Below are 14,722 nucleotides of genomic sequence, written 5' to 3'. Positions count from 1 at the left end.
AACGGAAAAGCCGGCAAACGTAATGTTTACCGGCTTTTCTCAATATATTCTCAAAATTTTCTTCATCTATACACAACAAAAAACCTGCCCTTTCGGGCAGGTTTTCAATAATGACGGATTACAGGCCGCTCAGACGGGCAGTATCGTGTGCAATCATCAATTCTTCATTGGTAGGAATCACAACGGCAACAGCTTTGCTGTCGGCAGTGGTAATCACACCAGCATTACCGAAGCGGGCTTTCAGGTTGGCTTCTTGGTCGATGTACAGACCGAGGAAGCCCAAGTAGCCCAATACGCGTTCGCGGATGATGTCGGAGTTTTCGCCGATACCGCCGGTGAAGACCAATGCGTCCAAACCGCCTGCCGCTACTGTCATGCTGCCGATGTATTTAGCTAAGCGGTAGATGAACATTTCCAAAGCCAGTTTGGCGCCTGGATGACCTTTGGCAGCTTCTTCTTCGATGGTACGGCAGTCATTGGACAAACCTGAAATACCGAGCAGACCTGATTTTTTGTTCAGCATGTCGGTGATTTGGGCGATGGTCATGTTGGCATTTTCAGCCAAGAAGCTGAAAACTGAAGGGTCGATATCGCCGCTGCGGGTACCCATGACCAAACCTTCCAGCGGAGTCAGACCCATGCTGGTATCGCGTGATTCGCCGTTGGCGACGGCGGTAATAGATGCGCCGTTACCCAAGTGGGCAATCACCATGCGCAGGTCTTTTTTGTCTTTACCGAGGAAGCGCGCAGTTTCGTCAGAAACGAAGCGGTAGCTGGTACCGTGCGCACCGTAGCGGCGCAAGCCGTATTTTTCATACAATTCATGTGGAACAGCATATTTGTAAGCGTGTTCAGGCATGGTTTGATGGAATGCGGTGTCGAATACGACAACGTTCGGCAGGCCTTTGAAGATGCTTTGTGCAGCACGCAGACCCAAAAGGTGTGCCGGGTTGTGCAGAGGAGCAAGTGGAATACATTTTTCGATACCGTCGATAACTTCGTCAGTAACCAAAATGGATTCGCTGTACAATTCGCCGCCACTTACCACGCGGTGACCGATGGCGCCGATGCGGCTGTCGAGGCCGTGGGCTTTGAGTTCGTCCATCAGGGCTTCTACCGCGCCGGTATGGTCTGGCTTGGCAGTCAATTCAACTTTATGTTTTTCGCCGTTGAATTTGAAGGTGATGTAGGCATCAGGCAGATTGAGTTTTTCTGCCAGGCAGCTCAGCAATACTTCGCCGCTGTCATTGTCCAATACAGCACCCTTGAGGGAAGAGCTGCCGCAGTTCAAAACCAAGATTAATTTTTGTGTCATTTTATGCTCCTTGAGGTTTCAGACGGCATTTTTTGTCGGGGCCTGACTGCTGCTCCGGCTATGTTGCACCCCTTGTGGGACGTAGTGGGTAGCGGTCTGAACAGATTAACAAAGTAAACGTCGTATTCTAACAAAAAATGTAATCGGCTGCTTGACTTAATATTTGATGTAAAATGGACGGAATTTTATTTTAGGCCGTCTGAAAAAATGACGGCAGATTTGAAGATTTCCCCGATATGCATTATTTCAGTATCCACACTCAAGACGGCGAACACGCCGGATTTTTTATTATGTTGGCAGACGATGAATCGCAAAATCCGCCGCAAAGCGGACGCTTTGTAATCAAGCTGCAAAGTGAAGACGCAGCCGAAGCGGCGGTATTGTCGCCTTTTGAGCAAACCGATATCCCGCAATACTGGCGCGTGGTTAAAGACCGTATCGAACTGTTTTTTGACGATAAAAATATCGGTTCGTTGCGCAACGAATACCTGACCATTAGCGGTAAAACCTTTATCCTGACCGATTTGACCGGAGCGATGTAATGGAAAGTATGTTTATCCTTGTCCCCATCAGCATTATTTTGGCCTTCATCATCGGCTGGTTTTTCTGGTGGTCGGGTAAAAACGGACAGTTTGACGACCTTGAAGGACCTGCGCACCGCATTTTGATGGATGACGACTCCACTGAAAAACTGATCGAAAAAGACGAAGACAAAGAATCCAAACAATGAGCCTTAAAAAAGACAATCTGAATTTCCACACGACCCGCCGTTTTGCGCCGCTCTTTGGGACGCAGTTTTTGGGTGCGTTTAACGATAATGTATTCAAAACCGCATTATTCGTGATGATCAGTTTTTACGGTTTGGGCAAAAATGACTTGCTGCCGCCCAGCCAAATGCTGAATTTGGGCGCAATGCTGTTTATTCTGCCCTACTTCCTGTTTTCCGCACTGTCAGGACAGCTGAGCAACAAATTCGATAAAGCCGTTTTAGCGCGCTGGATCAAGCTGTTGGAAATCATCATTATGGCAGTGGCAGCATATGGCTTCTACATCCAATCCGCACCTTTGCTTTTAATCTGCCTGTTTTGCATGGGTACGCAATCGACCTTGTTCGGCCCTCTGAAATATGCCATTTTGCCCGATTACCTCAACGACAAAGAGCTGATTATGGGCAACAGCCTGATTGAATCGGGTACGTTTATCGCCATTTTGCTCGGCCAAATTTTGGGCACCGCAGTCGCAGGCGTTCCGCCGTATATTGTCGGCGGTTTGGTATTATTGGTCGCCATCGGCGGCACGATGACCAGCCTGTTTATGCCGTCTGTACCCGCTAAAATGCCGGACACAAAAATCGAATGGAACATCATCAAAGGTACGAATTCACTGATTCGTGAAGCGGCAGCCAATCGTCCCGTATTTACTTCCATCATCGGTATTTCATGGTTTTGGTTTGTCGGCTCGGTTTATACCACCCAACTGCCGACGTTCACTCAAATCCATTTGGGCGGCAACGATAATGTGTTCAACCTGATGTTGGCGCTATTCTCCATCGGTATCGCCATCGGCTCGGTGTTATGCGCCAAACTCAGCCATGAGCGCCTGATTTTGGGCTTGGTTACCATCGGCACTCTGGGGCTGACCGTCTGTGGATTATTGCTGGTGTGGCTGACCCAAGGCCAACGCTTTACCGAATTAAACGGCATTATTTGGTTCTTATCGCAAGCCAAGGCGTATCCGATTATGCTCGTGATGTCGGCCATCGGCTTTTTCGGAGGCTTTTTCTCCGTACCGCTCTACACTTGGCTGCAAACTGCCAGCAGCGAAACCTTCCGCGCCCACGCGGTCGCTGCCAACAACATCATCAACGGCGTATTTATGGTGTCAGCCGCCATTTTGAGCGCGGTTTTGCTGATGTTGTTTGACAGCATCACGTTGCTGTATTTGATTGTTGCCGTGGGTAATCTTCCGTTGATTGTTTACCTCATCAAACGGGAACCAAAATTTATCGGGGATTTGACCGCTTTGTTGAAAAGCAGCAAATAAGGCCGTCTGAAATATATCCCCACCATGCACATTTTCACTGTTCAATCGCGTGGACAGCTTGTGCATAAATCAGATTACTGTCTGATTTAAAATTAAAAAACACATCTGCCTAAATTTTAAGCACAACTTTACTCCCAAACAAAATGCACATTTTCCCCAAACAAGCGTGTGCAAAGGCTGTGAATAAGTCAGCTTAATCATTGATATTTCAAAGCAAAACAATATTTGGTTAATTTTTGGGCAGTTTATTAAAGGCCGTCTGAAACCTTTTTCAGACGGCCTGAGAGTATAATAACCACCTACCTTATAGTTCCCAAACGATATGATTTACCCATGGCATGAAACCCAATGGCAACAGCTCGCCGCCCATTGGCAAAACCGTCCCAACGCTTGGCTGTTTACCGGCAAAGAAAATACCGGCAAAACCGAGTTTGCCCGCTTTGTCGCGCAAGCATTGCTGTGCGAATCGCCCAAGTCCAGTCATGAACCATGCGGCGAGTGCGCTTCGTGCCATTTGTTCAGCCAAAACACCCATCCCGACTTTTACGAACTCACGCCGGAAATGCCCGAAGGCGAGGAAACGGGACGCAAACTCCTGCAAATCAAAATCGATGCCGTGCGCGATATTGTGGAAAACATTTACCTGACCGCTGTCCGTGGCGGCCTGCGCGTGGTATTGGTACATCCGGCCGAAAGCATGAATACACAGGCGGCAAACGGTTTGTTGAAAGCTCTGGAAGAGCCGCCGCAACACGTCGTTTTCCTGCTCGTTACCCATGCGCGCGACAAACTCCTGCCCACCATCAAAAGCCGTTGCCGCCAGATGGTGTTGCCCTCGCCTACCCATGAGCAGGCTGCGGCATACCTGCGCCAACAGGGCGTGGAAAATGCCGAAGCCTTGTTGGCATTCCACAGCGGCGCGCCTTTATTCACACCGACTCCCGAATTGGATGCATTGCGCGAAGAGTTGCTGACGCTGCTGGCTGCCCCGCGCCTGTTGGCCATACTCGACTACGCCGCCGCGTTCGACAAACAAAAACAACCGCTGGCCGTTTTCATCGACTGGCTGCAAAAGTGGCTGATGGATGTCGGCTTGGCACAACAAAACATGGCGCCGCTTTATTATCCGCACCATGCCCAAGCCCTGCTTCAGACAGCCTCTAAAACCGATTCACGCAAGCTGTTTGCCCTATTGGGCCGTCTGAACGCGCTCAACCCTTACGGATACCATACCTTGAGTGTTAAAATGCAGCTTGAGTATCTGCTTATCGAATATTTAGATTTTTGGCAAAACAAACCCTAACAGGTAATCAATGATGAATAAAAAAGACATTCCGGCGAAGATGTTGGCTTTGCAACTCAAAGACCCCAATCTGTTGTACAACTGCTATATGCCGTTTTTAGAACACGGCGGCCTGTTCGTACCGACCGATGACGTATTCTCCCTAGGCGAAGACATTCTCTTGGCCGTGGAAATCGCCGACTATCCCAAACGCTTCCTGCCAACCAAAGTCGTTTGGATCAATCCGGCGCGCACTTCGGCCCACCGCCCCAAAGGCGTAGGTCTTGCATTCTCCGAACACGAAAGCTGCCTGCAGGCAAAAAACCTGATCGAAGCCGAGCTTGGCCCGCGCCTGCGCAGCGACCGCACTACTTTTACCCTGTAATACCATGTATTTAATCGATTCACATTGCCATCTCAACTTTGACGGCTTAAAAGACCGCCTGCCCGAAGTCTTTGCCAATATGGAAGCGCAAAGCGTCAAACAGGCGCTTGCCATCAGCGTCAGCAAACAAAGTTTTGCCGAAGTCTTCGACATTGCTCAGGCAAACGACCACATCTACTGCACCATCGGCATACATCCCGACAGCCAAGAAGCAGAAGAATTTACCATTGCCGAAATGGTAGAAGCGGCCAAACATCCCAAAATCGTCGGTATCGGCGAAACCGGTTTGGACTATTACTGGTGCAAAGGCGATTTGTCATGGCAGCATCAACGCTTTGCCGACCACATCCAAGCCGCCAACGAAAGCGGCCTGCCCGTTATCGTCCACACGCGCGATGCGGCCGAAGACACATTGCGGATTTTGAAAGAATGCCATACTAATTCCGGCGTGATTCACTGCTTCTCTGAAGACATCGCCTTTGCCAAAGCCGCTTTGGATTTAGGCATGTACATCTCCTTCTCCGGCATTGTGACGTTTAAAAACGCGCCGCTGATACAGGAAGCCGCCAAATACGTCCCTGCCGATAGAATCTTGGTAGAAACCGATGCGCCTTTCCTCGCGCCGGTTCCCAAACGCGGCAAACAAAACGAGCCTTCCTACGTCCGCTATACAGCCGAGTTCTTAGCCAATCTACGCGGCGAGAGTTTAGAAACATTGGCACAAAACACCAGCGACAATTTCTATCGCCTGTTTAAGAAAGTACCCGATGGCCGTCTGAACAATGGCTAGGTCTCAAAGTCTCTAAACATTGGCTCTGCCAATCCGTCATCAGGATTCTGCCTCAAACTCAACGGTAAACTCAAAATGGCTTGAGACAGAAACGCAATCGGCTTGCGCTATCTTCCGAACGGCAGACTTTTGAAGAATGGGAATATTCCCATCAACAGAATAAATAAGTTTAAATTCAAAATATTGCTTTCCTAAGCCCAGCAAAGCGCAAGGCCGTCTGAAAGTATTTTCAGACGGCCTCTTGCTTATTTTACCGATAGGATGTAAAACCTATCCTTCGAAATAAACGGTTCATCGAAACCGTACATCAATCGACACAATATGGACACAAACTCCGAAATGCACACCCACCCTAATTTTTACGCTATGCTGACTGCAGCCTGCCAAAAAAACGGTAAAGGCACAGTCATTTTCAACGACAAAGAAAAAATCAGCTATTCCTCCCTCAAACGCGAAGTAGAAACCGTCGCCGCCTATCTGCAACACGAAGGCGTACAATATGGCGACAGGGTTGCCCTTGTCGTTTCCAATTCTCCCGAATTTATTGCCGCCTATTTCGCCATTACTTCCATCGGCGCGGTAGCCGTCCCACTCAACGTCTTTTTGAAAAGCGAAGAATTTTCCTACATCCTCAATGACTGCGGCGCACGCTTCATGTTTGCCTCCGCGCCGTTGGCCAAAGAACTCAAAAACATCAAAGCCAAAACCAAAGTCAATAAAATCATCTGGATTGGCGAAACCAAAGCTGCCAGTAGTGATGACAGCTATTTCGATGCCGCGCGAACATTCCCCGGCAAACCGAATCTGAGCCGTCAGCCGTCTGCCAACGATTTGGCGCACATTATCTACACCTCCGGCACAACCGGCCACCCAAAAGGCGCATTAATCAGTTACAGCAACCTGTTTTCCAACCTTTCAGGCATCGAACAAATTTTCCAAATTTCGCAAAAAGACCGCTTCGTCGTCTTCTTGCCCATGTTCCACAGCTTTACGCTGACCGCCATGGTTTTGCTGCCGATATATCAAGCCTGCTCGATTATTTTGGTCAAATCCGTCTTCCCGTTCTCCAACGTGTTGAAACAGGTTTTACTCAAACGCGCTACCATTTTCCTCGGCGTACCGGCCATTTACACCGCCATGAGCAAAACTAAAATCCCTTGGTATTTCAGATGGTTCAACCGCGTCCGTCTGTTTATTAGCGGCGGTGCGCCTCTGGCCGGACAAACCATCGACGACTTTAAAGCCAAATTCCCGCGCGCCAAATTGCTGGAAGGCTACGGCTTGAGCGAATGCTCGCCCGTTGTGGCCGTCAATACACCCGAACGCCAAAAAACCGCCAGCGTCGGCGTCGCCCTGCCCGGCCTGACCGTGAAAGCCGTCGATGACGAATTGGTCGAAGTGCCGCGCGGCGAAGTGGGCGAACTCATCATCAAAGGCGGCTCGGTCATGCAAGGCTACCTCAATATGCCTGACGCCACAGATGAAACCATTGTCAACGGTTGGCTGAAAACCGGAGACTTCGTCACCATAGACGAAGACGGCTTTATCTTCATCGTCGACCGCAAAAAAGACCTGATTATCTCCAAAGGCCAAAACGTCTATCCGCGTGAAATCGAGGAAGCCATTTACAAACTCGAAGCTGTGGAAGCCACTGCCGTAATCGGCGTGAGAGACCAATACGCCGATGAAGAAATCATTGCCTTTATCCAACTCAAAGAAGGCATGAAACTGGAAGAAGCCGAAGTCCGCAGCCACCTGCGCGGCCTGTTGGCAAACTTTAAAATCCCCAAACAAGTCATCTTCCAAGACGAGCTGCCGCGCAATGCCACCGGCAAAGTATTAAAACGCAAACTCAAAGAACAGTTTCAAGACTAAACCGCTGTTTCAGACGGCCCCTTGATTCATGCAGGCCGTCTGAAAATCTGTCATCAACAAACTTTTCAGACGGCCACGACCATGACTACACCTATACTCGAAATCGAAAACCTAAACGGCTCCTTTCCGAGCAAACAAGTTTTGTACGATATCAACCTTACCCTGCAACCCGGCCGCAAACTGGCATTGGTCGGCGAGAGCGGAAGCGGCAAAACCGTATTGTCGCAAGGCATTATGCGCCTCAATCCGATGGTTACCTTTGAAGGCAGTCTGAAATATTGCGGAACCAATCTGCTGACCCAGCCCGAACGCGCCCTGCAAAAACTGCGCGGCCGCGAAATCGGCATGGTGTTTCAAGAACCCATGACCGCCCTCAACCCCGTCATGCGCGTCGGCGAACAAATCGCCGAAGTCCTGTCCCTGCATTTGGGTTTGGATAAAAAACAGGCATGGACGCGCGCTATCGAACTCTTGGACGAAACCGGCATCCACCAGCCCGAGCAAAAAGCCCAGGCATACCCTTTCCAACTTTCCGGCGGCCAACGCCAACGCGCCATGATTGCCATGGCCGTATCAGCCCAGCCCAAGCTCCTGATTGCCGACGAACCGACCACCGCTTTGGACGTTGCCGTCCAAGCCCAAATCCTCGACCTGCTCTCACGCCTGCAGGAAGAACACGGCATGACCATGCTCTACATTACACACGACTTGAACCTTGTGCGCCGTTTTGCCGACGATGTCGCCGTTATGCGTGACGGCCGTATTCTCGAAACCGGCAAAGCAGCCGAAGTCTTCGCCAATCCGCAGCATGAATACACCAAAATGCTGCTCAACGCCGGCACAACGCGCCGAGTGGCCCCATTGCCTGAAAACCCTGCCACCGTCCTTAAGGCCGAACAAATCGCCTTCTCCGTCAAAGAATCAGACGGCTGGTTTAAAAAACGCGACAAAACCATCCTCAACCCCGTTTCTTTCGATCTCAAATCGGGGGAAACATTGGGCATCATCGGCGAAAGTGGCTGCGGCAAAACCACGCTGGCGAAAGCCGTTATGCACCTTATCGATTCCGAAGGCAGCCTGAACATCAACGGCGAGCCATGGCGACATGAATTGCGCCGCGAAATCCAAATGGTGTTCCAAGACCCGTTCGGCGCATTCAATCCGCGCATGAACGTCTTTGATACCGTTTCCGAAGCCTTACGCGTACACGAACCTGAAATGCCGCGCGAAGAAATGCGCCGCCGCGTTCAAGAAGTCCTCAAACAAGTCGGCCTGCCCGAAGATGCACTCGAACGCTATCCACACGCATTCTCCGGCGGCCAGCGCCAACGCCTCGCCATCGCCCGCGCCATCATTGTCCGCCCGAAAATCCTCGTATTGGACGAACCAACCAGCGCGCTTGATGTCCAATGGCAACAACAAATCCTTGAATTGCTCAGCGGCCTGCAAAAAGAATACGGCCTCGCCTTCATCATCATCAGCCACGACCTCGCCGTCATCCGCGCCATTTCCCACCGCGTGATGGTGTTGAAAGACGGTAAAATCGTTGAAGAAGGCGAATGTGAAAACGTGTTTGCCAATCCAAGCAGCGACTACACGCGCCATTTGATTGCACACTCCGGCCACATGGTTCAAGAGGCCGTCTGAATCTTTAAAGATTACGATAGGCGCATTTCAAAAAAACTATTACCTAGTGGCGGCACTTGAAATTTTCCCTGTCTGCCACTATTCTGAACAACATATTCATTAATCCCGATTTAAAAGGAAACAAACATGAGCAGCGAATTGATTATCCACGCCAGCGATGCCAGCTTCGAACAAGACGTTTTGAAATCCGACGTACCTGTATTGCTGGACTTCTGGGCACCATGGTGCGGCCCTTGCAGAATGATCGCCCCAATCTTGGACGACATCGCATCCGAATTCCAAGGCCGTCTGAAAGTCGTTAAAATCAACATCGACGACAATGAAGCCACTCCTGCCAAATTCGGCGTTCGCGGCATCCCTACCCTGATGGTGTTCAAAAACGGCGAAAACGTTGCAACTAAAGTCGGCGCATTGGCTAAAGGTCAACTGACTGCATTCGTTGAAGCTTCTATCGCTTAAGGCTTTAAGCATATAAGAAGGCCGTCTGAAAATAATTTTCAGACGGCCTTTTTTGTATTCATTAAGCAGCCAAGGGTTTCAAAGTCAGGCCGATATTGTCAGCTTTCACTTTAAACAGCAAATCAATATTCGGATGTTTGCCAGGATTGGCTTCGGCATCGGCAACATGTTCAGCAAACCATGCCAGGCCGCGTTCTGCCGCCGCTGCGTCCAGCTTGCCGTCAAACTCTTGCGCCAAAGCATGATAAAGCTTGAGCGAGCCTTGTTTACCGGGCGCATTGGGAATGTGATGAACCACATTGTCCTCTTTATCGAGAATATCCAAGCCGCTCAAATGGTCGATGGCAGGCATGGTGGCCAGATTATCTTGGAAGCTCATGATTGTCCTTTCTGATGTGGGTTTTAAAACAAACCATATAATAAGGCCGTCTGAAAGTTGATATTTGACACTTTTCAGACGGCCCTAAACATTTCAATTAACGTGTACCGAAAATCTTATCGCCGGCATCGCCCAAACCAGGGATGATGTAGCCGTGTTCGTTCAAGTGGCTATCGAGCGCGGCAGTGTAGATGGTTACATCAGGATGCGCCTCGTTGACGGCTTTCACGCCTTCCGGTGCGGCAACCAATACCAATGCTTTGATGTTACGGCAACCTTTAGCTTTCAAAAGGTCAATGGTGGCAACCATAGAGCCGCCGGTCGCCAACATCGGGTCGATAATCAGCGCGGGACGTTCGTCCATGCTGTCAACAAATTTTTCAAAATAAGAAACCGGTTTCAAAGTTTCTTCATCGCGCTGCAATCCGACAACGCTGATTTTGGCAGTCGGAATCAGGTCGAGTACGCCGTCGAGCATACCCAAACCGGCACGCAAAATCGGGACGACGGTCAGCGTTTTGCCTTTGATGCGGTCGCCTTCGATAGAGCCGCACCAGCCGTCAATAATATATTTTTCAATTTCAAAGTCACGGCTGGCCTCATATGCCATCAGACGTGCCAACTCGGTGGTCAGCGTGCGGAATTTGTAAGTGCTGCAATCCGCTTCACGCATCAGCGTGAGTTTGTGGCGGACTAAAGGGTGGTTGATAACGGTAACGTTCATGTTGATTTTCCGAATTGCGTTGATGGAGGGGGATTATACTTTTTTTCGCATGGCGCGCAAAGTGCGTATTCATGCGAAAGGCCGTCTGAATCAGGGTTTCAGACGGCCTTTGTCAACAATTTTACATTGCGTGAATATTTAAAATGCTTAAGCTTTCAACAATTCTTGCAGTTCGCCGGCTTCGTACATTTCCATCAAAATGTCGGAGCCGCCGACAAATTCGCCGTTAACGTACAGCTGAGGAATGGTCGGCCAGTCGCTGTATTCTTTAATGCCTTGGCGCACGGCATCGTTTTCCAATACGTTGACGGTTACATAGTCGGTACAACCTGCCGCATTGAGGATTTGTACGGCACGGGAAGAGAAGCCGCATTGCGGGAATTGCTTCGTGCCTTTCATGAACAATACGACACGGTGTGTGGTAACGACTTCTTTGATTTGATCGTGGATAGAGGACATGGTGTGTTCCTTTTTACTAAATCGGTTGTTCGGGGAAAATCAAATTTCCCGCCATTATACGCAAATTGATGAAGTTGAGGGGCGTTTATCAACGTCGGATCTGACCGTTGCCGTTAATGTAGAACTTGGTCGAAGTCAGCGCTTCCAAACCCATCGGGCCGCGGGCGTGCATTTTTTGGGTGGAAATCCCGATTTCTGCGCCCAATCCGAATACAAAGCCGTCGGTAAACCGAGTGGACGCATTGACATAAACCGCCGCCGCATCAATGCTTTCTTGGAAAAACTCGGCATGGGCAATACTTTGGGTCACAATCGCTTCCGAGTGATGCGTCGTATGGCCGTTAATCCAATCGACGGCTTCTTCCACCGATTTTACCGTTTTAACCGACATAATATAGTCAAGAAACTCGGTACTGTAATCTTCCTCGGTTGCCAAAACAGCATTTTTAAACATACGCAATGCTTCTTGATCGGCTCTAAATTCGACCGGATGCACTTTGGCAACGGCTTCTTCCAGTTTGGGCAAAAACACTTCCGCTATCTTTTCATGAACAACCAAAGACTCCGCGGCATTACACACGCTCGGACGCTGCGTTTTCGCGTTCACGACGATATCGACCGCCATCTCCAAATCGGCGCTGTCATCGACATAAATATGGCAATTGCCGACCCCGGTTTCAATGACGGGGACTTTCGATTTCTCTTTCACCGTCTGAATCAAGCGCGCGCCGCCGCGCGGAATCAGCACATCAATATAATCGACTGCCTGCATTAATTCCTCGGCAGCGGCATGACTGGTATCTTCAACCAGCTGCACCACATCGGCATCCATTCCCGCTTGTACCAAAGTCTGCCTGATGACGGCAATCAATGCGGTATTGGAATAAATGGCATCGCGGCCGCCGCGTAAAATAATGGCATTGCCGGTTTTAAAAGCCAGAGAAAACGCATCGACCGAAACATTCGGGCGGCTTTCAAAAATCATGGCGACCACACCCAAAGGCACGCGTTTTTGAACAATCTTCAAACCGTCCAGATTAGTATAGCCACGGACAACCTGCCCAATCGGGTCCTGCAAATCGGCAACCTGCTCAACACCTTCCGCAATGCCTTTGATGCGTTCATGATTCAAGCGCAGCCTGTCGAGCATAATGTCCGAAATGCCGTTTTCTTTTGCAGCGACCAAATCGCGGGCATTTTCCGCCAAAATCATCTCAGCCTGTTCAACCAAATCCTTTGCAACCTGACGCAGCAGATTGTTTTTTTCCACGCTTCCCAAGCTGATTAACGTTTTACTGGCTTTTTGGGCATTCTTGCCCATCTGTTCGATATAGCTCATCAAACCTCCCTATTTCTCTTGTGCAAACCACGTTCCGATAGGCGCGCCATCTAAAACCTGAAGGATATCGCGCGGATTGGCGCTGTTCATCAACACCATCTGGCTGTGATGTTCAAACATCATCTGCGCGCTCTTAATCTTACTGAGCATGCCGCCCGTACCAAATTTACTGCCCGATCCGCCGGCAGAAGCAATAATTTCCTCGGTAATATCGGCAACATGGCTGCGCAGCTTGGCATCGGCGTGAACAGCCGGATTTTTATCAAACAAACCGTCGATATCGGACAACATAATCAGCAAATCGGCTTTAACGATTTTCGCCACGACTGCCGACAAACGGTCGTTATCGCCAAATTTGGTCGCATGGTCCATCTCGTCCACGCTGACCGCATCGTTCTCATTGACAATAGGGATGACGCCGATGGAAAGCAGGGATTCAAAAGCATTGGTAACGTTTGCCAAACTTTCCGGATATTCGACCACATCACGCGTCAGCAGGATTTGCGATACCGTCATCCGATAATGGGAAAAAATCTGCGAGTAAAGGCTCATCATGGCCACTTGGCCGACGCTGGAAACAGCCTGCTGCTGCGCCATTTCTGCCGGACGTTTTTCCATATTGAGGACATTCAGCCCGAAGCCCATCGCACCGGAAGACACCAGCACAATTTCTTTGTCCTTACTGACCAAGCTGGAAATGACAAAGGCCAGTTGGTCGATTTTTGCCAAATTGATTTTGCCGTTTGGCAACACCAAAGAACTGGTTCCAATCTTAATGACAATGCGTTTTACTGCTTCAAAATCTCGTTTCATTATTCTCCTCTGCTTTCTATTTTTATGATTGCATGCGGCATTATTTCAGCCAAACGTATCCACATCATAACTGCGAAGCAATAGAAAATACAGACAAAATTAAAAAACGCCTCCTTTAAAAGCCATATTTTCAGCTTTTATCCGAATCCGTTAACAACAAAACAAAAGGCCGTCTGAAACCCTATTTCAGGTTTCAGACGGCCTTTTACCGATTATTGAAAATCCGGCCTGCCATGATAAATACAGACCGTTCCCTACAAACGCTTATTGATGGTCAGAAATAATTTTCAGCATTTGCGCCAATACCTTAGGATTGGCCGCAACGATGTCGCCGCTTTCCAACCAGCCTTCATTACCGGACATATCGGTAACGATGCCGCCTGCTTCTTGGACAATCAATGCACCAGCGGCAATATCCCAAGGTTTGAGGTTGAACTCGAAGAAACCGTCCAAACGACCGGCCGCAACGGCACACAAATCCAAAGAAGCCGCGCCTTCACGACGGCCGCCGGCGGTTTTTGCCAAGAAATCTTTCAAAATCGCCAGATACTTGTCCATCATGCTTTGATCGACGACAGGGAAACCGGTACCGATCAGGCAGCGGTTCAATTCAATGCGGTTGGAAACGCGGATGCGGCGGTCGTTGAGCAACGCACCTTTGCCGCGGGAAGCCATGTACACGTCGTTGCGCTCAGGTGCGTACACCAAAGCTTCTTGCAACACGCCTTTGTGCAGGAGTGCCATAGAGATAGCGTATTGAGGATGGCCGTGGAGGAAGTTGGTTGTGCCGTCGAGCGGGTCGATAATCCATTCGTACTCGGCGGTGGCTTTACCGTGGGAGCCGCCTTCTTCGCAAGTGATTTTGTGATGCGGATAGGCTTCTTTAAGCGCTTCCACCAAAATCATTTCGGAGCTGCGGTCAACATCGGAAACGAAGTCGTTGAATGCTTTGCTGTCTACTTTGACGGCATCCAGATTGCCGGCGGCGCGAATCATCATTTGCCCTGCTTTACGGGCGGCTTTGAAAGCGGTATTTAAAAACGGATTCATGGTTTTCTTCCTAATTCAGGTAAAATACGCCCTAATGCGCCGAACATGGCACACAAGAGGCTGTTAATCGTTTCCGATGCTGTTAAAGAACATTTCAGACGGCATGGAAAAAGGCCGTCTGAAAACAAAAAGATGGCGCATTATACCTGATTCCCGTACAAA

The 14,722-nt window shown here is 49.6% G+C and carries 16 protein-coding genes; 9 read left to right on the top strand and 7 right to left on the bottom strand.

Annotated features, from left to right (window positions below; translation table 11 throughout):
* Positions 1-118: 118 nt before the first annotated feature.
* Positions 119-1,315 (bottom strand): acetate kinase, encoded by a 1,197-nt coding sequence (locus ACTHTU_RS04255; protein ID WP_440361845.1) that lies wholly within the window; start codon positions 1,313-1,315, stop codon positions 119-121.
* A gap of 236 nt (positions 1,316-1,551) precedes the next feature.
* Here ACTHTU_RS04255 and ACTHTU_RS04250 point away from each other — a divergent pair, with 236 nt between their 5' ends.
* The 9 genes from ACTHTU_RS04250 (at position 1,552) to trxA (ending at position 9,796) form a co-directional block, all read left to right on the top strand.
* The gene (locus tag ACTHTU_RS04250; protein ID WP_049344144.1) at positions 1,552-1,857 is read left to right on the top strand and encodes an HLGFF motif protein; all 306 of its coding nucleotides are present in this window, start codon (positions 1,552-1,554) and stop codon (positions 1,855-1,857) included.
* Complete coding sequence (gene ccoS, locus ACTHTU_RS04245) at positions 1,857-2,045, top strand: cbb3-type cytochrome oxidase assembly protein CcoS (RefSeq protein ID WP_003681462.1); 189 nt, start codon at positions 1,857-1,859, stop codon at positions 2,043-2,045. The genes ACTHTU_RS04250 and ccoS overlap by 1 nt, the downstream gene beginning before the upstream one ends.
* A complete protein-coding gene (locus tag ACTHTU_RS04240) occupies positions 2,042-3,358 on the top strand; it encodes an MFS transporter (RefSeq protein WP_440361844.1) in 1,317 nt (438 codons plus the stop codon). The genes ccoS and ACTHTU_RS04240 overlap by 4 nt, the downstream gene beginning before the upstream one ends.
* 322 nt (positions 3,359-3,680) lie before the next feature.
* Positions 3,681-4,661, top strand: coding sequence for a DNA polymerase III subunit delta' (locus ACTHTU_RS04235; protein WP_070712282.1), 981 nt, complete (start codon positions 3,681-3,683; stop codon positions 4,659-4,661).
* 10 nt (positions 4,662-4,671) lie between these two features.
* Complete coding sequence (locus tag ACTHTU_RS04230; protein WP_003682949.1) at positions 4,672-5,025, top strand: PilZ domain-containing protein; 354 nt, start codon at positions 4,672-4,674, stop codon at positions 5,023-5,025.
* A 4-nt stretch (positions 5,026-5,029) separates the two neighbouring features.
* Positions 5,030-5,815: a TatD family hydrolase gene (locus ACTHTU_RS04225; protein WP_070712283.1), complete on the top strand. Its 786-nt coding sequence runs from the start codon at positions 5,030-5,032 to the stop codon at positions 5,813-5,815.
* 321 nt (positions 5,816-6,136) lie between these two features.
* Positions 6,137-7,690: a fatty acid--CoA ligase gene (locus ACTHTU_RS04220; protein ID WP_070824000.1), complete on the top strand. Its 1,554-nt coding sequence runs from the start codon at positions 6,137-6,139 to the stop codon at positions 7,688-7,690.
* Between the two features lie 81 nt (positions 7,691-7,771).
* Complete coding sequence (locus tag ACTHTU_RS04215; RefSeq protein WP_440361843.1) at positions 7,772-9,337, top strand: ABC transporter ATP-binding protein; 1,566 nt, start codon at positions 7,772-7,774, stop codon at positions 9,335-9,337.
* Between the two features lie 126 nt (positions 9,338-9,463).
* A complete protein-coding gene (gene trxA / locus ACTHTU_RS04210) occupies positions 9,464-9,796 on the top strand; it encodes a thioredoxin TrxA (RefSeq protein ID WP_308881406.1) in 333 nt (110 codons plus the stop codon).
* Between the two features lie 61 nt (positions 9,797-9,857).
* Here trxA and ACTHTU_RS04205 read toward each other — a convergent pair whose 3' ends face one another.
* From ACTHTU_RS04205 to ACTHTU_RS04180, 6 genes are all read right to left on the bottom strand, one after another.
* A complete protein-coding gene (locus ACTHTU_RS04205) occupies positions 9,858-10,175 on the bottom strand; it encodes a DUF2322 family protein (protein WP_440361842.1) in 318 nt (105 codons plus the stop codon).
* 97 nt (positions 10,176-10,272) lie between these two features.
* Positions 10,273-10,899, bottom strand: coding sequence for a uracil phosphoribosyltransferase (gene upp, locus ACTHTU_RS04200; protein WP_003746048.1), 627 nt, complete (start codon positions 10,897-10,899; stop codon positions 10,273-10,275).
* 147 nt (positions 10,900-11,046) lie between these two features.
* Positions 11,047-11,358, bottom strand: a complete 312-nt coding sequence (gene grxD, locus ACTHTU_RS04195) for a Grx4 family monothiol glutaredoxin (protein WP_003681608.1) — start codon at positions 11,356-11,358, stop codon at positions 11,047-11,049.
* A gap of 88 nt (positions 11,359-11,446) precedes the next feature.
* Positions 11,447-12,697 carry a glutamate-5-semialdehyde dehydrogenase gene (locus ACTHTU_RS04190; RefSeq protein ID WP_440361841.1) on the bottom strand — a complete coding sequence of 417 codons (1,251 nt, stop codon included), beginning with the start codon at positions 12,695-12,697 and terminating at the stop codon, positions 11,447-11,449.
* A 9-nt stretch (positions 12,698-12,706) separates the two neighbouring features.
* Complete coding sequence (gene proB / locus ACTHTU_RS04185) at positions 12,707-13,510, bottom strand: glutamate 5-kinase (protein ID WP_107697020.1); 804 nt, start codon at positions 13,508-13,510, stop codon at positions 12,707-12,709.
* A 264-nt stretch (positions 13,511-13,774) separates the two neighbouring features.
* Positions 13,775-14,560, bottom strand: a complete 786-nt coding sequence (locus tag ACTHTU_RS04180) for an inositol monophosphatase family protein (RefSeq protein ID WP_049344131.1) — start codon at positions 14,558-14,560, stop codon at positions 13,775-13,777.
* Positions 14,561-14,722 lie beyond the last annotated feature (162 nt).

It is taken from the genome of Neisseria sp. P0020.S005 (assembly GCF_051957055.1).
In the GTDB taxonomy this organism is placed as follows: domain Bacteria; phylum Pseudomonadota; class Gammaproteobacteria; order Burkholderiales; family Neisseriaceae; genus Neisseria; species Neisseria subflava_A.
The sequence above is the reverse complement of the archived record's forward strand: the minus strand, read 5'-3'. Positions and strand labels throughout refer to the sequence as shown.

Coding starts and splice junctions, on each gene's coding strand:
- ACTHTU_RS04235 (WP_070712282.1), top strand. CDS start 3,681: ATGATTTACCCATGGCATGAAACCCAATGGCAACAGCTCGCCGCCCAT.
- grxD (WP_003681608.1), bottom strand. CDS start 11,358: ATGTCCTCTATCCACGATCAAATCAAAGAAGTCGTTACCACACACCGT.
- ACTHTU_RS04255 (WP_440361845.1), bottom strand. CDS start 1,315: ATGACACAAAAATTAATCTTGGTTTTGAACTGCGGCAGCTCTTCCCTC.
- ACTHTU_RS04190 (WP_440361841.1), bottom strand. CDS start 12,697: ATGAGCTATATCGAACAGATGGGCAAGAATGCCCAAAAAGCCAGTAAA.
- ACTHTU_RS04180 (WP_049344131.1), bottom strand. CDS start 14,560: ATGAATCCGTTTTTAAATACCGCTTTCAAAGCCGCCCGTAAAGCAGGG.
- ACTHTU_RS04205 (WP_440361842.1), bottom strand. CDS start 10,175: ATGAGCTTCCAAGATAATCTGGCCACCATGCCTGCCATCGACCATTTG.
- ACTHTU_RS04225 (WP_070712283.1), top strand. CDS start 5,030: ATGTATTTAATCGATTCACATTGCCATCTCAACTTTGACGGCTTAAAA.
- ccoS (WP_003681462.1), top strand. CDS start 1,857: ATGGAAAGTATGTTTATCCTTGTCCCCATCAGCATTATTTTGGCCTTC.
- ACTHTU_RS04220 (WP_070824000.1), top strand. CDS start 6,137: ATGGACACAAACTCCGAAATGCACACCCACCCTAATTTTTACGCTATG.
- proB (WP_107697020.1), bottom strand. CDS start 13,510: ATGAAACGAGATTTTGAAGCAGTAAAACGCATTGTCATTAAGATTGGA.
- ACTHTU_RS04230 (WP_003682949.1), top strand. CDS start 4,672: ATGATGAATAAAAAAGACATTCCGGCGAAGATGTTGGCTTTGCAACTC.
- trxA (WP_308881406.1), top strand. CDS start 9,464: ATGAGCAGCGAATTGATTATCCACGCCAGCGATGCCAGCTTCGAACAA.
- ACTHTU_RS04240 (WP_440361844.1), top strand. CDS start 2,042: ATGAGCCTTAAAAAAGACAATCTGAATTTCCACACGACCCGCCGTTTT.
- ACTHTU_RS04215 (WP_440361843.1), top strand. CDS start 7,772: ATGACTACACCTATACTCGAAATCGAAAACCTAAACGGCTCCTTTCCG.
- ACTHTU_RS04250 (WP_049344144.1), top strand. CDS start 1,552: ATGCATTATTTCAGTATCCACACTCAAGACGGCGAACACGCCGGATTT.
- upp (WP_003746048.1), bottom strand. CDS start 10,899: ATGAACGTTACCGTTATCAACCACCCTTTAGTCCGCCACAAACTCACG.